Source organism: Methylobacterium sp. E-025, from assembly GCF_022829705.1.
In the GTDB taxonomy this organism is placed as follows: Bacteria; Pseudomonadota; Alphaproteobacteria; order Rhizobiales; family Beijerinckiaceae; genus Methylobacterium.
The window spans coordinates 92,598-111,640 of the sequence record NZ_JAKSYR010000091.1; the positions used below are offsets into that span (position 1 = coordinate 92,598).

A 19,043-nucleotide genomic window follows, 5' to 3' on the forward strand; every position below is an offset into this window, starting at 1 on the left:
CTCCTTGCCCGTGGATCGGTGATGCCGTCCGATCGACGGAGGGCGTCGCCGTTTCCTTCGACGCGCGGATCGTTCCCGTTCCGCGATCGAAAAGTGCCCGATGGACAAGACTTCGCTCACGCGCCGCAACATCATGCTCGGCAGCGCCGCCCTCGGCGCGCTCGGGGTGGGCTGGCCGCTCGCCGCGCCTGGCGCCCTCGCCCAGGGGGGCTCGGCGCCCGGCGGCAAACCCGCGGGCACCCTGACCTACGGCATCTCGATGTCGGACCTGCCGCTCACCACCGGGCAGCCGGACAAGGGCGCGGGCGGCTACCAGTTCACCGGGCTGACCCTCTACGATCCGCTGATCGCCTGGGAGCTCGATGTTGCGGACCGCCCCGGCAGAATGGTGCCCGGCCTCGCGACGTCCTGGGAGAGCGACCCGGCCGACCGCAAGAACTGGACGTTCCACCTGCGCGACGGGGTGAAGTTCCACGACGGCTCGGCCTTCGATGCGGACGCGGTGATCTGGAACTTCGACAAGGTGCTCAACAAGGAGGCGCCGCACTTCGACCAGCGCCAGGCCGCCCAGGTGAGGCCGCGCCTGCCCGGCGTGGCGTCGTATCGGAAGCTCGATGCGATGACCGTGCAGGTGACGACGAAGACCGCCGACAGCCTGTTCCCCTACCAGATGCTGTGGTTCCTGATCTCGTCGCCGGCCGGGTTCGAGGCGGCCGGGCGCGACTGGTCGAAGTTCGCGTTCCAGCCCTCCGGGACCGGGCCTTACAAGATCGGCCAGCTCCAGCCCCGCGTCCGCCTCGAGCTCGTGGCGAACGAGGCCTACTGGAACCCCAAGCGCGCCCCGAAGCTCGCCAAGCTGACGCTGGCCTGCGTGCCCGAAGACCTCGCCCGCGTGAACGCGCTCCTGTCGGGCAACGTCGACCTGATCGAATTGCCCGCGCCCGACGCCGTGCCGCGTCTGAAGGCCGCCGGCATGCGGATCGTCGGTAACGACACGCCGCATGTCTGGAACTACCACCTCTCGATGGTCGAGGGCTCGCCCTGGCGCGACATCCGCCTGCGCAAGGCCGCCAACCTCGCGATCGACCGCGACGGCGTGGTGCAGCTGATGGGCGGCCTGGCCGCCCCGGCCGTCGGGCAGGTGCAGGCGTCGAGCCCGTGGTTCGGCAAGCCGACCTTCCAGATCAAGACCGACGTCGCGGCGGCCAAGACGCTCGTGGAGGAGGCCGGCTTCTCGGTAAAGAACCCGGTCAAGGCGACGATCCTGATCCCCACCGGCGGCACCGGGCAGATGCTGTCCCTGCCGATCAACGAGTTCATCCAGCAGAGCTGGGCCGAGATCGGCATCCAGGTCGAGTTCAAGACCGTCGAGCTGGAGGTCGCCTATACCGGCTGGCGCCAGGGCGCGGCCGACCCGAGCCAGAAGGGCGTCTCGGCCGGCAACATCGCCTACGTCACCTCCGATCCGTTCTACGCGATCCTGCGCTTCTACGATTCGCGCCAGATCGCCCCGAACGGCGTGAACTGGAGCCACTGGAAGAACGCCGAGGTCGATGCGCTCTGCGACAAGGTCAAGGCCAGCCTCGACCCGGCGGAGCAGGACAAGCTGCTGGCCCGCATCCACGAGATCGTGGTCGACGAGGCGGTGCAGGTCTGGGTCGTGCACGACACCAACCCGCACGCGCTCTCGCCGAAGGTGAAGGGCTACACCCAGGCCCAGCACTGGTTCCAGGACCTGACGACGCTGGCGTGATGGGGCGGCGCGGGTTTCCTTCGCTACCGGATCGCGCAGCAGATGCGTGACGGGTACTCCCTCCCCCGCAGAGGGGGGAGGGAAGAGCGTGGTCAGGGATGCGGGGTCGGCGATGCGCCGGCCCCCTGCCCCACCCCGTTAAAGCCGCTCGACCTCGGCCGTCTCGCCCGCCAGCCGCACCAGCACCTGCCGCAGCCAGCGGTGGGCCGGGTCGTCGTCGTAGGAGGCGTGCCACAGCATCGAGACCGAGACCGCGTCCAGCTCCACCGGCGCCGGGCTCACCGTCAGCCCGAGCGCGTCGGCGAAGTAGGTGGCGAGCCGCGCGTGCATCGTCGTGATCACCGGGGCGGCGCGCACCAGGAACGGCACCACCAGGAACCGCGGCGTCGTCAGCGCCAGCGTCCGCGCCCGCCCGAGCTTGGCCAGCGCGTCGTCCACGACACCGTGGGCGGTCTCGCGCAGGCTGGTCAGGATGTGCGGGAAGCGCAGGTAGTCGTCCAGGGAGATCGGCGGCGCGAGCCCGACCTGGCCGGCGTCGAACAGGCAGACGTAGGTGTCGCGGTAGAGCAGGCGCTGCTTGTGATGGGTCTGCCCCTCGAACCCGAAGCCGATGGCGAGGTCGACCCGGTCGGCGTCGAGCTCCTCCAGGATGTGCGTGCGGTCGACCGAGCGCAGCAGCAGGCGGATGCCCGGCGCCTCGGCGCGCAGGTAGCCGAGCAGCCGGGGCCCGAGCAGGACCTCGGTGCTGTCCGGCAGGCTGACCGTGAAGGTCCGCTCGGTCGTGGCCGGATCGAACGCCGCCTCGCGCCGGACGATCGCCTGGATCTGCCGCAGGGCCGCGCGGACGGGCTCGGCCAGCGCCAGGGCGCGTGGCGTCGGCCGCATGCCGTCGGGGGCGCGGGTCAGCAGCTCGTCGTCGAACATCCGGCGCAGGCGGGCGAGGCTCGAGCTCATCGCCGACTGGCCGATGCCGATGCGAGCCGCGGCGCGGGTCACGCTGCGCTCGGCCAGCATCGCGTCGAGGGCGACGAGCAAGTTCAGGTCGATGCGGCTAAGATCGATGTGATCGATAGTCATCAGCGATACGATCGGTTTGATCCATGCTGCACTGCAGAACATATTCGTGACCAAGGCAAGGGCATCGGGCCCTTGGCAGCACGAAGGTCTCACGATCATGTCCATCACGACTCGCAGCCGCACCGTCGCCCTCGCGGCCATCGTCGCCCTCACCGCCGGCCTCGGCAGTGCAGGCGCAGCCGAGATCAAGCCGGCCGCGGCCGGCAGCGTCGACCTCGGGACCCTGTCCGGCGTCGCCTACTACACCGCCGAGCCGAAAGGGTATCGCGTCGTCGTCACCCTGGCGCCGCGCGCCGCAGCCCCCGCCGTCCGCTTCGAGACGGTCCTGGCCGACGACCAGAGCGTGACGCTCTCGACCCCGCGCCCGGCCGACTCGCCCGCCGAGACGATCGAGATCAGCCGCGTCGGCGACCGCATCCTGGTCCAGCCCTCCCGGACCAAGGCCGTCACGCTGGAAGCCGCGGCCGTCGACTGAGCGCTCCGGGCATGCCCGGCCGTGCCGACCCTCCCGGCCTCGCGACGAGGCCGGGAGCCGGCAGACGCCGTCAGGCCGGATCATGGAGCCGCCGACCGGACGACGCGCGCGCCACCTCCGCGCGGACATGCTCGCGGAACAGCCGGACCCGCGCCGGCAATTCGCGCCCCGCGAGGCTGACCGCCCGGAGCGTCCCGCCGCGGCTCGCCCAATCGGGCATCACCGGAACCAGCGTGCCGGCGCCCAGCGCCTTCGCGGCGACGAGGCTCGGGATGTGGCCGATGCCGACGCCGGCCAGCGTCAACCGCAGCACGGTGGCGAAATCCGTCGCCCGCACCACCGGGCGCACGTCGATCAGCGCCTCGCGCCCGAGCCGGTCCGACACCGCGATCTGCGAGGCGCCGACGCGCTCGCGCGAGAACACCACGTCGTGGTCGCAGAGCCCGGCGAGGTCGGCCGGAGCCGGCTTCCGGGCGAGATAGGCCGGGGCGGCGTAGAGGCCGATCGTCAGCTCGGCGAGGATCGGCGCCATGTAGCCGCTGTCCGGATGCGCGCCGCCGAGCCGCAGGGCGAGGTCGACGCGGTTGGCGGCGAGGTCCAGCCGGTTGTCGGTGATCAGCAGTTCGATCGTGATCTGCGGGTAGCGCGCGCGGAAGCTCGCCACGAGATCGGGCAGCACCTCGACGCCGAAATCGATGGAGGCGGTGACGCGCAGGTGCCCGCGCGGTTCGGTTCGGGCGCCGCGCGCCGTCTCCAAAGCCTCGTCGAGGAGCGCAAGGCTCTCCTGGGCGCGGGCGTGGAAGGCCAGCCCGTCGGCCGTCGGCGAGACCGCGCGCGAGGTTCGCGCCAGCAGCGTCACGCCGAGCACCGCCTCCAGCCGCGAGACGCGGCGGCTGACGCTGCCCTTGGTCTCGCGCACGAAGGCCGCCGCCTGGGTCACGCTGCCGAGGTCGACCACCGCGCAGAAGGCACGCACGTCGTCGAGATGCCCGGTGAAGGTTTCCGGAATCGCAACCATGCGTCTCCGGTTACCGCGCTTCCGCCCCGCTGGGAAGCGGCCTATCTCGGCGCCTCCGAACGGCGCATCCCGCCGTGCCAGCGAGCCCGGAGCTCTTCGTGAAGCCCTTCAGCCCCTCCGCCCTGTCGATCGCACTCATGCTCGCCGCCGCCCCGGCGCTGGCGCAGACACCGCCGACCCGCGACCCGGCCCAGATCCAGGCCGGCGCCTACGCGGTCGATGCCGGCCACACCCAGGTCGGGTTCACCGTGTCGCACATGGGCTTCTCGAACTATTCCGGCGGCTTCTCCGAGGTTTCGGGCACCCTCGACCTCCAGCCGAAGAGCCCGGCCCAGAGCAGCCTCAAGATCACGATACCCGTCGCGTCGGTCACCACCACCAGCTCCAAGCTCACCGACGAGCTGAAGGGCGACCAGTGGCTCGACGCGACCAAGTACCCGGAGATGACCTTCGTCTCGACCAAGGTCACGCCCGAGGGCAAGGACAAGGCCAAGGTCGCCGGCAACCTGACGCTCCACGGCGTGACCAAGCCGGTGACCCTCGACGTGACCCTGGTCGGCGCCGGCGTGAACCCGCTGAGCAAGAAGTACACGGTCGGCTTCGACGCCAAGGGCACGATCAAGCGCTCGGAATTCGGCGTGAAGACCTACGTGCCGCTGATCGGCGACGAGCTGCACCTCACCATCGCCGGCGCGTTCGAGCGCACCGAATAGGCCCAAGCCGCGCACGACCGCGGCCCCGAGATCGCGATGCCAGGAACGACCATGCCCGATGCCGTGGCCCCTGCCCCGCTCCGGTACACCCGCGTCGCGATCGCCTTCCACTGGGCGATCGCGGCCCTGGTGCTCGCGCTCCTCGGCATCGGCCTCGCGATGACGCATGCGGACCTGGCGCCGATGCGCCGGTTCCAGCTCTACCAGTGGCACAAGTCGGTCGGCATCACCGTGCTCGTGCTGTCGCTGCTCCGGCTCGGCTGGCGCGCCTTCCACAGGCCCCCGCCCCTGCCGGCGGCGATGCCGGCCCTGGAGCGGGGCGCGGCGCATCTCGCCCACGCCGTGCTCTACGCCCTGATCATCGCGATGCCCCTGGTCGGCTGGGCGCTGGTCTCGGCCTCGCCGTTCAACATCCCGACGGTCCTGTACGGCGTCGTGCCCTGGCCGCATCTGCCGATCGTCACGGACCTCCCGAACAAGGCGGCGGTCGAGGCCGGATCGAAGCTGGTCCATGCGTCCGGCGCCTGGTTCCTGATCGCCCTTCTCGTGCTGCATGCCGGCGCCGCCCTGCGGCACCATTTCGTCCTGCGGGACGACACCCTGCGGCGGATGCTGCCGTCGCTCGGCCCCACCCGCCGCGAGGTTTCGCCCCGATGACGTATCGCCTGCTGCTCGCCGCCGCGATCCTCGCCGCACCCGCCTGCGCCGAGGCCGCGGATTGGGCCGTCGATCCGGCCAAGAGCCGCCTCGGCTTCTCGGGGGTTCAGGTCGGCGTCCCGTTCAAGGGCCGCTTCAAGCGCTTCGAGGCCGAGATCGCCTTCGACCCGGCCGCCCCGGAGACCGGGCATGCGCTGGTGACCGTCGACCTCGCCAGCGCCGAGACCGGCGACGTCCAGCGTGACGAGGCCCTGCCGCAGGCCGACTGGTTCGCCACCAAGGCGACGCCTCAGGCCCGCTTCGAGGCGACGCGCTTCGTGCCCAGGGGCGGCGACGCCTACGAGGCCGTCGGCAGCCTCACGATCCGCGGCATCCGCCGCGACGCGACCCTGCCCTTCCGCCTCACCCTTGCCGGCGATGCCGCTCACGCCACCGGGCATCTCGATCTCGTGCGCACCGATTTCGGCGTCGGGCAGGGGCCGTGGGCGTCGGGCCAATGGGTCGCCCTCGAGGTCGGCGTCGACCTGGATCTCGTGGCGCGCCGGAAGGACGCTGCGCGCTAGGATCGCGATGCTCGAAGTGCCGGCTGCCTGCGACCTCGGCCGGCACGCTGCCGGTCGTCCTTCGCCGAGCCGAAGCCATTTCCGAGCCGACGCGGCCGAGGCCGCGCCGAACGAAGCCGAAGGCGCGGATGACCGGCGGCGCAAGGGCGCAGCCGGTCGGGATCTCGGCGCGACCGCGCCCGTCGACTAACGGCGATCACCGGTCGCGAAACGTCGTCGCCCGGTCGCCCTCGAGCGGGCCCTTGGACCCCGGGACCAGGCCGCTGTCGATCAGCCAGAGGGCCAGCGCCGCGGCTGCGATCAGCGTCGCCAGCGATCCGAGCCGTCCGATATGCCGGCGCGTGACCAGCATCACCACGAGGATGCCGAGGAAGGCCAGCAGAAGCACGGTCATCAGCATGGGCCTATCCTTCGGATGGAGGTGCACTCCGGGAGCCTGCCGGGTCCGGAGGCGCCCTCATGCGGAGCGGCCCTTCGACCTCATCGCGGCGGATCCGACATCTCGCGCCTCGGTGCCGGCTGCGACCTCCTCATGGCCGCGGCGCCGCGGGTGGGGTTGCCGGCGTCGTGCCGGGCTGCGTCGGCGCCTGTGGGTTCGGCGGCGCCGGCGCCGGCTGCCCGGGCCCGGCCGGCGGAACACCAGGGCCGGTCTGCAATGTCTGGTCGGCCTTCGTCTGGATCTGATCGGCGGTCTGCTGGGTGATCAAGCCGTAGGATACGGCGACGGCCAGGGCGACGGCGAGGATCGCCCCGATGATCGTCTTCGCGAGCCTGCTCTGCATGAAAGCCTCCCCGGGTCCGACGCCCCTACGCAGCTTCCTTGCGCGTGACCACCAGGGCCCAGATCGTTGCCGGAATCCAGCCGATGACGGTGATGTGGAGGAGGATGCACAGGATGCCCTGGATCACCTTCCCGCGCAGGAACATCGCCAGCCACGGCGCCAGGAAGCAGATGATGATCATGACCATGGCGCGTCGCATCCCCAGACGATGTTGTCGGCCGCACGGCGTCGGCCGATGCTGCCCCGCACACTCAGGCTGTTTCAGCCCGATTTGTTCCGACTCAGGCTCGCCCAAGCGGCGTGGGCGCGGTGAGAGAGCCTGTCGCAACGGTTGGCATGCTTTGTCGTTTGACCGACCGTCGCGGATCGGCGGTCGGCGTTTTCGGCTGCCGCTCCGGGCCGCCCCGCTCCTCCGGCTCGAAGGTCATCCCTCCCGGGCGTTCGCGGCTTCCGTATCCATCGTCAGCACCGCAAAGCTGGCGAGCCAGTGGGCGCCCATGTAGTGCGTCGTCAGGTGCGGGAGGCTGGCGTCGAGATGCGCCTCGGCTGCTTCCAGCATCATCGGCCGGCGGGGATCGCCCGACGGCAGGGCTTCGGCCAGCGCGCGGAAGCACCAGGCCCGGCTCAGGTTGAGACCGTCGAGATGGGCGATCTTGCCGTCGCTGCGATCCGTCGGGACGACCGGCGCGAACAGAGTTGCGGGCTGGCCGTGCGCGAGGCGCGGCAGGAAGCGATCGAGCCACGGGAGGAAGCGCGCCGACGGGAGCAGGCTTCGCATGCATTCCGCTTCGATCAGGCTGGGCGACTGGAACTCGTCGCCCCCCGGCTCGCCCCAGGCCGGGCAGTCGACATCCTCGCCGTACCAGGCCTCGGCCGTGTCGGCGAGGAGCCCGGCCAGGGCCGCGTCGCCGGTTCCCTCGGCATGGTCGAAGGCCATCCGCAGGCCGAAGGCGGTGTTGGGGTGGGTGCCGACGCGCACCGGGTGGCCGGCGATCGGCAGGAAGTCCCGGAAGCGTTGCGCGAACAATCCGGCGAGGGGGGCGAGCGCGCGGGACCATCGCGTCTCCGGCAGGTGCCGCAGCTCGTCGGCGAGCTTCAGGAGCCAGGCCCATCCGTAGGGGCGCTCGAACCCCCGCGCGGTCGGGGCGGCGAGATAGGCGCACTCGCCGGCGATCTTCTCGTCCGTCAGCTGGCGATCGAACAGGGCGCGGATCGCGGGCGCCTCGGCGCTGTCCGGGAAGCGGCGGAGCAGGCGCGCCAGGAGCCAGTGGCCGTGGACGCACGAGTGCCAATCGTAGCTGCCGTAAAAGACCGGGTGCAGCGTCGCCGGCGTGGCCGCATCCTCCGGTCCCCGCAGCACATGGGCCAGGTGGTTCGGATATTCCCGGGTGACATGCCCGAGCGTCACGACGGCGAAGCGGGCGGCGACCTCGGGGGTCAAGCGGTGGCGCAATGCGGATCTCCCGGCGAGGCGGCGCGAAGCCGGGCCTGGGGCCGCCCGCGGCGTCCCGAGGTCCTGCTTCGCGCCCCTGGATGGGCCGCCTACTTGCCGGGTCCCACCGGCACCGGCACCGGGGTGGGGGGCGGCGCCAGCACCAGGGGACCGGTGATCGGCCGCAGGGCGTCGTTCAGGGGCGCCATCGCGGCGTCGAAGGCGCGCAGGCCCGCGTTGATCGGCGTCACGATCACGCCGACCGGGGCGGCCACGAAGGCGGCCAGGTCGGGGCCGAACGTCTTCTCGGGCCGGGCCGCCTTGCGGACCGGCGCGGGGGCCGCCGCGGCGCCGAGCTCCTTCGCCCCGCCCTGCAGCTGGTTGCGCATCGCCTTGGTGTCGCTGTTGTACTGCGAGTCCTGGCCGCCGAGCTCCAGGCCGGGATCGGGGCGCCTCGCCTGCGCCGCCGCCAGGCCGGGCTCGGCCAGGATCGCCGCCGCCATCACGGCCGCATGAACCATCGTCCTCATCCGCTTGCTCCCCCTCGTCTCGATGCGCGCCTCGCGGGCGCCGGGCCGGCGGGATGCCGTCCCGATCCAGTCAGGCGTCGGCTCCGGCCGGCGGATCGCCGGCGATCGTCGTGAGCATCGCCCCGTCCCCGAAGAGGCGGCCGATCGCACGGGCCGCATCCTCCGTCGTGATCGCGGCGATGCGCCGGTTGCGCGCGTCGAGCCAATCGCGCCCCCGCCCCTGGAACTGCAGGGTGAGGAGCAGCTCGGCGATCGACACCGAGGTGTCGAAGTTCAGCCCGTAGGCGCCGATCATGGCGCTCTTGGCCGCCTCCAGCTCGTCCGGGCCGATCCCGTCCGAGGCGAGCCGCGCGACCTCGTCGGCGACGACGGCCAGCGTCTCGCCGACCCGCGCGTTGGCGACCGAGGTCGAGATCCTGAGCGTGCAGGCCGCCGCGGCGGCGTCCAACCCCGACCCGATCGCGTAGCACAGGCCACGCTTCTCCCGGACCTCCCGCATCAGGCGCGCGGTGAACGTGCCGCCGCCGAAGCAGTGGTTCACGACCTGCGAGGCCGTGAAGTCCGGATCGTCGAGGCGGATGCCCGGCCGTCCGAGGACGATCGCGGCGTTCGGGACGTCGAGGCGGACGACCTCGCGCTCGCCCAGGCCGGCGAGCGCGACGGGCGGCGTGGCCGCCGCCTCGCCCTCGGGCAGGTCCGCGAAGGCCTTGTCGAGCAACCCTGCCAGCGCCTCCGGGCCGATCGCCCCGACCACGGCGACGAGGAGGCCCGTTCGGGTGAGCATGCGGCGATGCAGGGCGACGACGTCGGCGCCGTCGATCGCCTCGAGGCTCGCGAGGTCGCCTGCGGCCGGGCTCGCGTAGGCGTGGCCGGCAAAGCCGCGCGCGAAGAACGCCAGATGCGCGGTCTGGCCGGCATCGGCGAGGCTCTGCCGCACGCCGGCGGTCGCCGCACTTCGCACCCGCGCCAGGGGCGCAGGGGCGAAGTGCGGCTCGTTCACCGCGAGCCGCAGGAGCGCGAAGGCCCTGTCCACCGTGCTGGACTGGGTCCGCAGGCGCGCCCGCAGGCCGTCCCGCTCCAGGCCGAACGACAGGCGGATCGCGTCGTCGGCGAGCGCCCGGCCGAAGCCCTCGCTGTCGAGGAGGCCGGCGCCCTCCGTGAGCAGCCGGGCCATCAGCAGCGCGGTGCCCGCCTTGCCCGGCGGGTCGAGCGCGGCACCGCCCCGGAAGCCGATGCTCGCCGACAGGATCGGCAGGGCGTGGTCCTCGAAGAGCCAGGCCTCGATCCCGCCGGGGCTGCGGACCGATCGGACCCGCTCGGCGAGGGAGACGGGGGGGACGTGGATCGTCATGGGATCGCCTCTCGGGGGAGTCGGGCCGCTGCGGCGTCGTCGCGGAGGTAGCCGGACACGCCGGTGCGCCGGTCGAGCGTGAGCAGGGCGGCCCGCAGCGCCTCGGGCGTCACCGCCTCGACGCGGGACACCCAGGCGCCGATGGCCTCGAGGTCGAGCCCGCAGGCGAGGAGGGTGCCGTACCATTGGGCCAGCGACGACTGGCTGTCGCGCTCGTAGAGCGCCGCGGCCACGAGGTGACGCTTGGCCCGGACCACGTCCTCGGCCGCGAAGCCGGACTCGGCGAGCGCGCTCAGGATCTCCTCGACGGCCTCGTCGAGCGCTTCGGGCGTGGTGCCGGATGCGGGCACGCCCGAGATCGACAGCTGCGCCTGCTCCAGCATGTGCGCGCCCGAGTACCCGGCGCCGATCGCCGTCGCGCAGCGGCGCCCGACGACGAGCCGGGTGTGCAGGACGGAGGTCGGGCCGTGGCCGAGGAGGACGGCCAGCACCTCGAAGGCCTCCGCCTCGCCGGGCCGGCCCGTGCCGTAGGACGGCACGGCGAACACCCGCGCCATGTGCGGCTGGCGCACCTTGGCATCGGCGAGCGTGATCCGCCGTTGCGCGCGGGCGGGCGGATCCTGCACCCGGCGGCGCTCCGGCGCGGCCCCGGCCGCCGGGATCGCCCCGTAGGCGGCCTCGGCCATGGCGTGCACCCGCTCCGGCTCGGCGTTGCCGGCCACGACCAGGATGGCGTTCGACGGCGTGTAGAAGCGCTCGTAGTACGCGAGGGCGTCCGCGCGCCCGAGGCCCTCGATCTCGTGGCGCCAGCCGATCACCGGGCGGCCGTAGGGATGGGCGGGGAAGGCCGCGGTCGCGACGGCCTCGTGCAGGAGCGCGCCCGGGTCCGAGTCGCAGATCATGCCGCGCTCGGCCAGGACCACGTCGCGCTCGCTCGCCACCGCCTCGTCCGTCAGGACGAGGTTGCGCATGCGGTCGGCCTCGTAGGTCATGCAGAGGGCGAGGTGCTCGGCCGGGACGCGCTGGAAGTAGCAGGTGAAGTCGTAGGCGGTGAAGGCGTTCTCCTGGCCGCCCAGCGCCGCCAGCACCTGGGTGAAGTGCCCCGCCGGATGGGTCCGGGTTCCCTTGAACATCAGGTGCTCGAGGAAGTGCGCGATGCCCGACTTGCCCGGCGGGTCGTCGGCCGCGCCGTTGCGATACCAAACCATGTGCGTGACGATCGGGCTGCGGCGATCGGGGATCGCGACGACCTGCAGGCCGTTGGCGAGCCGGGTGCCGGTCACCGAAAGGCCCGGGGACGCGGCGCCGCCCGGATCGAGGACGGGATCGACGCGATGCGGGCCGGTCGAAGGGATCATGGGAGGGGCCTCTGCGGGAAGCCGCGGTTCGTCCGCGGCGGTCGGGGAGCGGGCGGGCGCGACCGCTCGCCATCGAGCGGCCACGTGTCGGGCGACGGGGGCCTAACGGCGGAACACGAGCGGCACCGTCAGGCTGGTGGTGCGGCCGCCGGGCGGCGGCGGGTAGGGGGCGGCCCGGTACATCACCGCCATGGCCTCGGCGTCGAAGGCGGCGTTGCCCGAGGAGGTGACCAGCCTGACGCCGGACGCGCTGCCGCCCGCCCCGAAGGTGACGGCGACCACCGCGACGCCCGTCTGGCCGCGCGCCTCGGACGGGAAGCGCTTGGCCCGCACCATCCTGGCCCGGACCTCGTTCTGCCAGCTCGCCCGCGAGGCCTCGCTCACCGCCGACCCGGCGGCGGCGGCCGCGGTGACGTCGGCCGTCCGCCGATCCGACCGCGGCCCGCCGCCGGCGCGCGCGGCCACGCTCGGCTTCTCCTTGCGCTCGACCGGCTTGCGCGTCTCGACCGGCTTCGGCTTGCGATCGACGGGCTTGGGCTTCTCGACCGGCTTCTTCGGCTTCTCCTTCTCGACCGGCTTCTCGGCCGCCCTCGCCTCGGGCGGCTTCGGAGGCAGCACGGCCTGCGGCTTCACGTCCGGCGGGGGCGGCGGGACGTCGACGACCGGCTCGGGCGCCGGGGGCGGCGGGGCCTCCTCCACCGGCTCGGGCTCGGCCTGCGTGCGGGCGTCCGCGGGCGGCCCGGTGGTGGTGTTGTCGACCTCCGAGCGCGCGGTCACCGCGATCGGGGACAGGGTGATCATCACCGCCGCCGGCATCTCCGGCCAGGCGGGAGGCGGATCGTCCCGGCGGGTCAGGAGGAGGTAGAGTCCCGCATGCAGGCCGAGGGTGAGGCCCGCCGCCGCCGCCCAGCCGAGGATCCGCCCGGGCGACCGGGTGCGGCTCAGCGCCTCCCGGCGCAGGCGCACCGCCTCGACGGCGCGCACGAAGGCTTCCGGCGGCGGGTGGATCATGGCTGCCCCCCGCCGACGTCCTCGAGGCCCACGAGCCCGACCTTGAGGTAGCCCGCCGCCCGCAGAAGGTTCATCACCCCCATCAGCTCGCCGTAGGGCACGCCCCGGTCGGCGCGCAGGAAGACGCGCTCATCCTTGTTGCCCTTGGTCGCCGCGTCGATGGCGCCGCCCAGGGCGGCCCGATCCACCGCGTCCTCGCCGAGCGCCACGGTCAGGTCCGACCGCACGCTGACGAAGACGGGCTTGTCGGGACGGGCCTGCTGGGGCGCGCTCGCGGTCGGCAGCTCGACCGCGACGTCCACCGTCGACAGGGGGGCGGCGACCATGAAGATGATCAGCAGCACCAGGATCACGTCGATGAACGGCGTGATGTTGATCTCGGCGTTCTCGGCGAGGTCGCCGTTGGCGTGGGATCCGAGCCGGACGGCCATCGCGCTACTCCGCCGCCACGCGCAGCCGGGCGGCCTTGCCGGGCGCCGGGAAGGTGCCGGCCTCGCGCCGATCGAGGTCGCGCGACAGGTGGCGCATGATCAGGGCCACCGCGTCGGTCGCCAGCATGCGGTAGGCGACGACGCTGCGCGCGAGCCCGTTGTAGATCACCACGGCGGGGATCGCCGCGACGAGGCCGATGCCGGTGGCGAGCAGCGCCTCGGCGATGCCGGGGGCGACCACGGCGAGGTTGGTGGTGTTGGAGTTCGCGATGCCGATGAAGCTGCGCATGATGCCCCAGACCGTCCCGAACAGGCCGACGAAGGGGCCGACCGAGCCGATCGTGGCCAGGATGGAGATGCCGACCGCCATGCGCTTGGCGGCGGCCGCCTCGATCCGCTCGAGGGCGATGGCGACGCGCTCCTTGATGCCCTCGCTCGGCAATCCCTGGGAGAGGGCGAGCTCCTCCTCGGTCTCGACGAGGAGCTGCGCCCCGAGGCCGTGCCGGACCTGACGGGCGGCGTCGTCCAGGCTCGTCGCCGCGCGGATCGCCGCGAGGCTCGCCCGCAGGCGGCGCTTGGCCAGCAGAAGGCCCAGCGCCCGGGCGAGCAGGATCGTCCAGGTCAGGACCGAGGCCGCGGCGAGCAGCACCATCACGCCCTGCACCACCGGGTCCGCGTTCAGGAACATGCCCAACGGCGAGAGGTCGCGGTGCGGCTTGGCCGCCGGGGCCGGCGAGGCCCCGGCCGCCGGCGGCGCGGCGCCGGCGGCCGCCTCGGGCTTGACCTCCACGGCGATCGTGGCCGGAAGAACCTCCACGGTCGGCGCCGCAGGCGACGCGACGCCGTCGGCGGCGGGGACAGGGCCTTGCGCCTGCACCGGCAACGCCCAAAGCGCCGCCAACAGACCGAACGTGCCGGCGATCCGCCCTATCGTTGCTCTCGCCCGGCCCCCGGTGCGATTGCTCGTCAGTATGCGCATTATTTCGTCCCCCTGCAGCCAGGAACACGTCGGTCCCACCTGTTCTGACGGACGAGGCTGGAAAAGCGACAGCTCGGTGACGCAGTTTTCGAGGGTTCGTGCATGCCGGTGCGCAGCACCCGGGTGACGCCGACGTAGCGATCCGCGCGGTGGTGGACGACGAGCACGCCGTTCATCACGATCGCGCCGAGGACCGAGAGGACGAGGTTCTGGGCCGGCAGAAGGCAGGAGCCGGCCGCGAGGATCGCGAGGTCGCAGGCCATCTGGACCCCGCCCGCGCGCAGGCCGTAGCGTGCCTGCAGGTAGACCGAGAGCATGCCGATGCCGCCGAGGCTCGTGTCGTGCCGGAACAGGCACAACAGCCCGACGCCAATCAGGGCGCCGCCCGCGACCGCTGCGAAGGTTGGATCGATTGCGGCGATCTCGAGCCAGCCGGCAGCCTCCCGCGCGACCACGGATTCGAGCGTCACGGCGAGCAGCGTGCGCAGGACGAAGGCGCGTCCGCTCGTGCGCAGGGCGAACCCGTAGAAGGGCAGGTTGAGGAGGAACAGGCCCAGCCAGAGGGGCACCGGGCTGATGAAGGCCAGCACCTGCGCGAGGCCGACGACCCCGCCCACGAGCAGCGCAGCCCGGGCGTAGAGCACCACGCCGAAACTGGCCAGGAGCGTCCCGACCAGGATCCCGAGCCCATCCTCCAGGACGCTGTGACGGCGGGCGGGTCCTGCCTCGATCGGTTCAGGCATGTGCGGAGCTCCGAGGGGGCGTCGCGAGCGTCGGCCCGACCGGCGCGACGCCCGCGAGGAAGGCGGCCATGGCGCGCATCGGCTCGCGCAGGTCGAGGCCCCGGGCCGAGACCCATGCGTCGTCGAGATGCGTGCTGCGGTAGCGCTCGCCCGAATCGCACAGCAGGGTGACGACCGAGCCGCTCTCGCCGCGCGCCGCCATCCCGTCGATCACCTGCGCGCAGGCCCAGAGATTGGCGCCCGTCGAGCCGCCGCACGAGCGCCCCAGCACCTCCGCCAGCACCCGCGCCGCACCGAGGCTCGCCGCATCCGGCACCGCGACCCAGCGGTCGATGAGAAGCGGCAGGAAGGACGGCTCCAGCCGGGTCCGGCCGATGCCCTCCACGACCGAGCACGGCCCGCGGGCGGAGGTCACCGCGGGATCGGCGAGGTGGCGGTGGAACACCGAGGCCTCGGGGTCGGCGAGGCAGAGGCGCGTCGGATGGCCCCGGTAGCGCAGGTAGCGCCCGATCGTCGCCGAGGTGCCGCCCGTCCCCGCCCCCACCACGATCCAGGCCGGCACGGGGAAGCGCTCCCGCGCCAGCTGGCCGAAGATCGATTGCGCGATGTTGTTGTTGCCCCGCCAGTCGGTCGCCCGCTCGGCATGGGTGAACTGGTCCATGAAGTGGCCGCCGGTCCCGGCCGCGATCCGCGCGGCCTCGGCGTGGACCGCGGCGGGATCGTCCACGAAGTGGCTGCGGCCGCCGAAGCGTGCGATCTGCGCCGCCTTCTCGGCCGCGGTGGAGGCCGGCATGACCGCCACGAAGGGCAGCCCGAGCATCTGCGCGAAGTAGGCTTCCGAGACGGCGGTCGAGCCGCTCGACGCCTCGACGACGGTGGTGTCGCGCCCGATCCAGCCGTTGCACAGCCCGTAGAGGAACAGCGAGCGGGCGAGGCGGTGCTTGAGGCTGCCGGTCGCGTGGGCGGATTCGTCCTTCACGTAGAGGTCGATCCCCGCCCGGCCGGCGAGCGGCACGCGCAGCAGGTGCGTGTCGGCGCTGCGTGCCGCTTCCGCGCCCACGGCGTCGAGGGCGTCTCGCAGCCAGCTGCGGTCCGGGGTCGGGCGGTGCCCGTCGATCGAAGGCTCCTGCATCGGGCCGCGCGCTCAGGCGGCCTGCGCGGCGAGCGGGCAGCGGAAGCCGTCGCCGTCGCGCGGCACGTCGATCCGGCGTGCATGGTGGGCGATCAGGTTGTCGCGGTGGCCGATCGAGATCAGCGTCGTTTGCGGCAGCCGCCGTTTCAGGGTCTCGTAGACCTGGCGCTCCAGCGCCGGATCCATCGCCGAGGTCGCCTCGTCGAGCAGCAGCCAGTCGGGCGTCGCCAGCAGGGCGCGCGCGATCGCGACGCGCTGCCGCTCGCCGCCCGACAGCGTCTGCGACCAGTTCTCGTCGCGGTCGAGGGAGGCGGCGAGGTGGCCGAGGCCCGCGTCGCGGAGCGCAGCGGCCACCGCCTCGTCCGCGAAGGCGTCGGCCGGCGCCGGGTAGCTCACCGCCGCCCGCAGCGAGCCGACCGGGAGGTAGGGCGCCTGCGGCAGCACGAGGAGGCTTGCCCCCTCCGGCAGGCTCATCCGCCCGCTCCAGTGCGGCCAGATCCCGGCCAGCACCCGGAACAGCGTCGACTTGCCGGTGCCGGACGGCCCGGTGATCAGGACGTTCTCCCCGGGCACGAAGCGCAGCGACAGGCCCTCGGCCAGGGCGGTCCCGTCGGGCAGGCGGATGGCGGCCTCCGCCAGCGCGATCGCCCCGTCCCGGCCGACCTCCACGCGGCCGCCCCCCGGCGCCGCCATGCGGTCGAGGGCGTCGTCGAAGCTGAACAGGCGGTCGATGACGGCCTTCAGCGCGGCGAGGCTCGTGAACCGCGCGGAGAAGAAGGTCAGCGCGGCGGACACCGACCCGAACGCGGCGGCAGCCTGGCTGAGGTCGCCCAGCGTCACCTGATGCGTGAGGAACAGGGCGCCGAGGGCGATGTAGGGCAGATTGTGGCTCAGCAGCGTGCAGGTCACCTGGAAGAGCGAGAGGCCGGCCGTCATCACGATCATCGCGTAGGCGTTGCGCTGCACGTGGCCGAACAGCCGGTCGGCGATGCCGGCTTCGGTGCGTCCGCCGGCCATCAGGGCGATCTGCTCGCCGTACTCGCGCAGGCGCGCGAGGCCGTAGCGGTAATCCGCCTCGACGTGCTGGCGGCGGAAGGAGAGCGGGATCAGCGGGCGGCCGATCGCGATCGTCACCGCCGTGATCACCACCGCGTACAGGACCGCGGCCCAGAGCAGCAGGCCGGGGATGACGATGTCCGGCCCGAACGGGCGCAGCTTGTCCGAGAGCTTCCAGAGGATCAGGGCGTAGGCCAGTAACGAGCTGAACGTGCCGATCACGCTGAAGGTGAGGTCGACGACCCCGGAGCCGCCGCCATGGCCCCCGTCGATGAAGAGCGGAACGTCCTCCTGGATGCGCTGGTCCGGGTTGTCGGTCCCGGGGCCGGCGAGCCCCATCCGGTAATGCGCGCCCGTCGCGATCCAGCGCCGGGTGTAGTCGGCGCTCATGCTCCGGCGCCAGCGCACCGCCAGGAGCGCGGTCAGGATATGATGCAGCAGGTAAAAGCAGAGGTAGGGCAGCAGCCAGAGCGGCATCGTGACGAGGAGCGTGTGCCAGAAGGTCGGGCCGTCATAGGCCTGCAGCGCGTCCATGAAGCGCGACGAGATGAGGAGCGTCTGGATCTGGAAGACGACGACGACCTGGTTGAGGAGCACGATCACGACGACGCCGACGCGCGCGAGCACCCGGTCGGGGATCGCGAGGCGTCGGCCGAGGATAGTCATGTGCGTGCGCTCCGGCGAGGCGAAGAAGCGGTCGGCGATCGCGAGCGCCCGGCGCACGACCGGGAGGCCGGCCAGGACGCGCAACGCCGCCACCGACAGGCAGAGCGTCATCACCACCGGCTCGGTGACGGTGAGCGCCGGCGGCCGGTCCGCGAGCAGGCCGCCCGCATCGGCGAGGACGTTCAGCGCGAGGACGGCCGCCTCGCAGCCGAACAGGGCCATCAGCACCCGGTGGAAGGCCGAGACCGGCCCCGCGCGGAAGCTCGCCGCGGCGGCCAGGACGAGGAAGCCGGCCAGCAGCCGGTGGGACCCCAGGCCGAAGCCCTCGGCCGAAAGCACCGCCGCGGAGGCGGCGATGAGGGTGGCACCGAGCCAGATCATGAAATTGTCCTCGACGATTGGTGCCGGCCCGCCGGGCCGGCATGAGCGACCTGCGGGGCCTGCTGCGAGAGCCGCGCGTCGCGAACCCGGCCCCGGCCCGCCCGGGCCGAGGGCCCGCGCCCGGCGTCGACCCGACCGCGTCGTCGACGGGGCCGGGGCGCCTGGCATGGCGGGGCCGTGCGGTCGGTCGTGATGGTCAGAAGCGGTAGGTCGCCTGCAGCGTCACGTTGCGGCCCTGGATGGGGGCCAGGTAGGTCGTGATCAGGGACGGCACGAGCGAGTACCTGTTCAGGATGTTGTCGACCTTGAGGCTGATCGTATAGTCGGGCCGGTCGTACGAGATCGCGGCGTCGAAGGTGTCGTATCCATTGATGCGGTACACGGTCGCGCGATCGGGTGAGGTCAGGAAGGTTCCGACGTAGCGCACGCCGCCCCCGAAGGTCAGCCCGGCGAGGGGGCCGTCCTGCAGCGTATACGTCCCCCACAGGCTGGCGAGATGCTTTGGATGGCCGTAGAGATTGTAGGCATTCGTGTCCTGCCCGGCCTCGAAGGTCTGGCTCGTGAGGCTGGCGATGAGGTTGAGGCCGGGCAGAACCTCGCCCTGGACCTCGATCTCCATGCCCTTGCTGTTCTGCCCCCCCACGACAATCTGCGTCAGCCCGCTCGGATCCGTCGGATCGGGGATCGCGACGTTCGTGCGCACGAGATCGTAGAAGGACGTCGTCAGGTTGAGGCGCTTGTCGAACAGGGCAAAGCGCGCGCCGACCTCGGCCAGATCCCGTTGTTCGGGCGGGAGCACGTTGCCGGAAATGTCCACGCCTGTATTGGGAGAATATCCGTTGGACCGATTGCCGTAGACGGTCATCCAGGGCGTGACGTCGAACGCCGCTCCGGCGACCCAGGATAGGCCGTCGCTGGTCGACGCGCTCGAGCTC

Annotated in this window: 21 protein-coding genes and 1 pseudogene; 6 read left to right on the forward strand and 16 right to left on the reverse strand. The window is 72.4% G+C overall.

Translation table 11 applies throughout. The annotated features are described in order from the left end of the window. Positions 1 to 100 precede the first annotated feature (100 nt). The gene (locus MKK64_RS11695; protein ID WP_243934950.1) at positions 101 to 1,753 is read left to right on the forward strand and encodes an ABC transporter substrate-binding protein; all 1,653 of its coding nucleotides are present in this window, start codon (positions 101 to 103) and stop codon (positions 1,751 to 1,753) included. A gap of 138 nt (positions 1,754 to 1,891) precedes the next feature. Here MKK64_RS11695 and MKK64_RS11700 read toward each other — a convergent pair whose 3' ends face one another. Beyond that, positions 1,892 to 2,830, reverse strand: coding sequence for a LysR family transcriptional regulator (locus tag MKK64_RS11700; protein WP_243934956.1), 939 nt, complete (start codon positions 2,828 to 2,830; stop codon positions 1,892 to 1,894). Positions 2,831 to 2,927: 97 nt separating this feature from the next. On the opposite strand from MKK64_RS11700, the gene MKK64_RS11705 reads away from it, so the two are divergent. After that, a complete protein-coding gene (locus tag MKK64_RS11705) occupies positions 2,928 to 3,305 on the forward strand; it encodes a hypothetical protein (RefSeq protein ID WP_243934958.1) in 378 nt (125 codons plus the stop codon). Positions 3,306 to 3,375: 70 nt separating this feature from the next. Here MKK64_RS11705 and MKK64_RS11710 read toward each other — a convergent pair whose 3' ends face one another. Next, complete coding sequence (locus MKK64_RS11710; protein ID WP_243934960.1) at positions 3,376 to 4,323, reverse strand: LysR family transcriptional regulator; 948 nt, start codon at positions 4,321 to 4,323, stop codon at positions 3,376 to 3,378. A gap of 137 nt (positions 4,324 to 4,460) precedes the next feature. Between MKK64_RS11710 and MKK64_RS11715 the strand changes: the two genes are divergently transcribed. The 4 genes from MKK64_RS11715 to MKK64_RS11730 are packed head-to-tail and all read left to right on the forward strand — an operon-like array spanning position 4,461 to position 6,446. Beyond that, positions 4,461 to 5,036 (forward strand): YceI family protein, encoded by a 576-nt coding sequence (locus MKK64_RS11715; protein ID WP_243935061.1) that lies wholly within the window; start codon positions 4,461 to 4,463, stop codon positions 5,034 to 5,036. A 51-nt stretch (positions 5,037 to 5,087) separates the two neighbouring features. Next, positions 5,088 to 5,693 carry a cytochrome b gene (locus MKK64_RS11720; protein WP_243934962.1) on the forward strand — a complete coding sequence of 202 codons (606 nt, stop codon included), beginning with the start codon at positions 5,088 to 5,090 and terminating at the stop codon, positions 5,691 to 5,693. Beyond that, the gene (locus tag MKK64_RS11725) at positions 5,690 to 6,256 is read left to right on the forward strand and encodes a YceI family protein (protein WP_243934970.1); all 567 of its coding nucleotides are present in this window, start codon (positions 5,690 to 5,692) and stop codon (positions 6,254 to 6,256) included. Before MKK64_RS11720 ends, MKK64_RS11725 begins: the two co-directional genes overlap by 4 nt. Before the next feature lie 7 nt (positions 6,257 to 6,263). Beyond that, positions 6,264 to 6,446 (forward strand): hypothetical protein, encoded by a 183-nt coding sequence (locus MKK64_RS11730; RefSeq protein ID WP_243934972.1) that lies wholly within the window; start codon positions 6,264 to 6,266, stop codon positions 6,444 to 6,446. A 6-nt stretch (positions 6,447 to 6,452) separates the two neighbouring features. Here the strand turns inward: MKK64_RS11730 and MKK64_RS11735 are convergent, their stop codons facing one another. From MKK64_RS11735 to MKK64_RS11800, 14 genes and pseudogenes are all read right to left on the reverse strand, one after another. Beyond that, the gene (locus tag MKK64_RS11735) at positions 6,453 to 6,656 is read right to left on the reverse strand and encodes a hypothetical protein (RefSeq protein ID WP_147727083.1); all 204 of its coding nucleotides are present in this window, start codon (positions 6,654 to 6,656) and stop codon (positions 6,453 to 6,455) included. A gap of 130 nt (positions 6,657 to 6,786) precedes the next feature. Further along, a complete protein-coding gene (locus MKK64_RS11740; protein WP_147727082.1) occupies positions 6,787 to 7,038 on the reverse strand; it encodes a hypothetical protein in 252 nt (83 codons plus the stop codon). A 25-nt stretch (positions 7,039 to 7,063) separates the two neighbouring features. Then, on the reverse strand, positions 7,064 to 7,225 hold the full coding sequence (locus tag MKK64_RS11745; protein WP_187274833.1) for a YqaE/Pmp3 family membrane protein: 162 nt from the start codon (positions 7,223 to 7,225) through the stop codon (positions 7,064 to 7,066). 237 nt (positions 7,226 to 7,462) lie between these two features. After that, positions 7,463 to 8,491 (reverse strand): DUF2891 domain-containing protein, encoded by a 1,029-nt coding sequence (locus tag MKK64_RS11750; protein WP_243934974.1) that lies wholly within the window; start codon positions 8,489 to 8,491, stop codon positions 7,463 to 7,465. 89 nt (positions 8,492 to 8,580) lie between these two features. Next, positions 8,581 to 8,991, reverse strand: a complete 411-nt coding sequence (locus MKK64_RS11755) for a hypothetical protein (protein ID WP_243934975.1) — start codon at positions 8,989 to 8,991, stop codon at positions 8,581 to 8,583. A 79-nt stretch (positions 8,992 to 9,070) separates the two neighbouring features. Then, the gene (locus MKK64_RS11760) at positions 9,071 to 10,351 is read right to left on the reverse strand and encodes a M16 family metallopeptidase (protein ID WP_243934977.1); all 1,281 of its coding nucleotides are present in this window, start codon (positions 10,349 to 10,351) and stop codon (positions 9,071 to 9,073) included. Continuing rightward, positions 10,348 to 11,709 carry a M16 family metallopeptidase gene (locus MKK64_RS11765; protein ID WP_243934979.1) on the reverse strand — a complete coding sequence of 454 codons (1,362 nt, stop codon included), beginning with the start codon at positions 11,707 to 11,709 and terminating at the stop codon, positions 10,348 to 10,350. The genes MKK64_RS11760 and MKK64_RS11765 overlap by 4 nt, the downstream gene beginning before the upstream one ends. Positions 11,710 to 11,811: 102 nt before the next feature. Next, complete coding sequence (locus MKK64_RS11770) at positions 11,812 to 12,720, reverse strand: energy transducer TonB (protein ID WP_243934981.1); 909 nt, start codon at positions 12,718 to 12,720, stop codon at positions 11,812 to 11,814. After that, positions 12,717 to 13,151, reverse strand: coding sequence for a TonB system transport protein ExbD (gene exbD, locus MKK64_RS11775; RefSeq protein WP_243934982.1), 435 nt, complete (start codon positions 13,149 to 13,151; stop codon positions 12,717 to 12,719). Before exbD ends, MKK64_RS11770 begins: the two co-directional genes overlap by 4 nt. Before the next feature lie 4 nt (positions 13,152 to 13,155). Further along, complete coding sequence (exbB, locus tag MKK64_RS11780) at positions 13,156 to 13,968, reverse strand: tonB-system energizer ExbB (protein ID WP_313898907.1); 813 nt, start codon at positions 13,966 to 13,968, stop codon at positions 13,156 to 13,158. 161 nt (positions 13,969 to 14,129) lie between these two features. Then, positions 14,130 to 14,873, reverse strand: coding sequence for a YitT family protein (locus MKK64_RS11785; protein WP_243934986.1), 744 nt, complete (start codon positions 14,871 to 14,873; stop codon positions 14,130 to 14,132). Beyond that, positions 14,866 to 16,005 carry a PLP-dependent cysteine synthase family protein gene (locus MKK64_RS11790; RefSeq protein ID WP_243934988.1) on the reverse strand — a complete coding sequence of 380 codons (1,140 nt, stop codon included), beginning with the start codon at positions 16,003 to 16,005 and terminating at the stop codon, positions 14,866 to 14,868. The genes MKK64_RS11785 and MKK64_RS11790 overlap by 8 nt, the downstream gene beginning before the upstream one ends. 12 nt (positions 16,006 to 16,017) lie before the next feature. Further along, the gene (locus MKK64_RS11795) at positions 16,018 to 18,108 is read right to left on the reverse strand and encodes an ABC transporter ATP-binding protein/permease (RefSeq protein ID WP_243934991.1); all 2,091 of its coding nucleotides are present in this window, start codon (positions 18,106 to 18,108) and stop codon (positions 16,018 to 16,020) included. A 196-nt stretch (positions 18,109 to 18,304) separates the two neighbouring features. Next, positions 18,305 to 19,021 (reverse strand): annotated as a pseudogene (locus MKK64_RS11800) (TonB-dependent siderophore receptor); the annotation flags it as partial. Positions 19,022 to 19,043 lie beyond the last annotated feature (22 nt).

Excerpts from the sequence above, each read along its gene's own strand:
- MKK64_RS11695 (WP_243934950.1), top strand. The coding sequence starts at position 101 with ATGGACAAGACTTCGCTCACGCGCCGCAACATCATGCTCGGCAGCGCC.
- MKK64_RS11700 (WP_243934956.1), bottom strand. The coding sequence starts at position 2,830 with ATGACTATCGATCACATCGATCTTAGCCGCATCGACCTGAACTTGCTC.
- MKK64_RS11705 (WP_243934958.1), top strand. The coding sequence starts at position 2,928 with ATGTCCATCACGACTCGCAGCCGCACCGTCGCCCTCGCGGCCATCGTC.
- MKK64_RS11710 (WP_243934960.1), bottom strand. The coding sequence starts at position 4,323 with ATGGTTGCGATTCCGGAAACCTTCACCGGGCATCTCGACGACGTGCGT.
- MKK64_RS11715 (WP_243935061.1), top strand. The coding sequence starts at position 4,461 with ATGCTCGCCGCCGCCCCGGCGCTGGCGCAGACACCGCCGACCCGCGAC.
- MKK64_RS11720 (WP_243934962.1), top strand. The coding sequence starts at position 5,088 with ATGCCCGATGCCGTGGCCCCTGCCCCGCTCCGGTACACCCGCGTCGCG.
- MKK64_RS11725 (WP_243934970.1), top strand. The coding sequence starts at position 5,690 with ATGACGTATCGCCTGCTGCTCGCCGCCGCGATCCTCGCCGCACCCGCC.
- MKK64_RS11730 (WP_243934972.1), top strand. The coding sequence starts at position 6,264 with ATGCTCGAAGTGCCGGCTGCCTGCGACCTCGGCCGGCACGCTGCCGGT.
- MKK64_RS11735 (WP_147727083.1), bottom strand. The coding sequence starts at position 6,656 with ATGCTGATGACCGTGCTTCTGCTGGCCTTCCTCGGCATCCTCGTGGTG.
- MKK64_RS11740 (WP_147727082.1), bottom strand. The coding sequence starts at position 7,038 with ATGCAGAGCAGGCTCGCGAAGACGATCATCGGGGCGATCCTCGCCGTC.
- MKK64_RS11745 (WP_187274833.1), bottom strand. The coding sequence starts at position 7,225 with ATGGTCATGATCATCATCTGCTTCCTGGCGCCGTGGCTGGCGATGTTC.
- MKK64_RS11755 (WP_243934975.1), bottom strand. The coding sequence starts at position 8,991 with ATGGTTCATGCGGCCGTGATGGCGGCGGCGATCCTGGCCGAGCCCGGC.
- MKK64_RS11760 (WP_243934977.1), bottom strand. The coding sequence starts at position 10,351 with ATGACGATCCACGTCCCCCCCGTCTCCCTCGCCGAGCGGGTCCGATCG.
- MKK64_RS11765 (WP_243934979.1), bottom strand. The coding sequence starts at position 11,709 with ATGATCCCTTCGACCGGCCCGCATCGCGTCGATCCCGTCCTCGATCCG.
- MKK64_RS11770 (WP_243934981.1), bottom strand. The coding sequence starts at position 12,720 with ATGATCCACCCGCCGCCGGAAGCCTTCGTGCGCGCCGTCGAGGCGGTG.
- exbD (WP_243934982.1), bottom strand. The coding sequence starts at position 13,151 with ATGGCCGTCCGGCTCGGATCCCACGCCAACGGCGACCTCGCCGAGAAC.
- MKK64_RS11785 (WP_243934986.1), bottom strand. The coding sequence starts at position 14,873 with ATGCCTGAACCGATCGAGGCAGGACCCGCCCGCCGTCACAGCGTCCTG.
- MKK64_RS11790 (WP_243934988.1), bottom strand. The coding sequence starts at position 16,005 with ATGCAGGAGCCTTCGATCGACGGGCACCGCCCGACCCCGGACCGCAGC.
- MKK64_RS11795 (WP_243934991.1), bottom strand. The coding sequence starts at position 18,108 with ATGATCTGGCTCGGTGCCACCCTCATCGCCGCCTCCGCGGCGGTGCTT.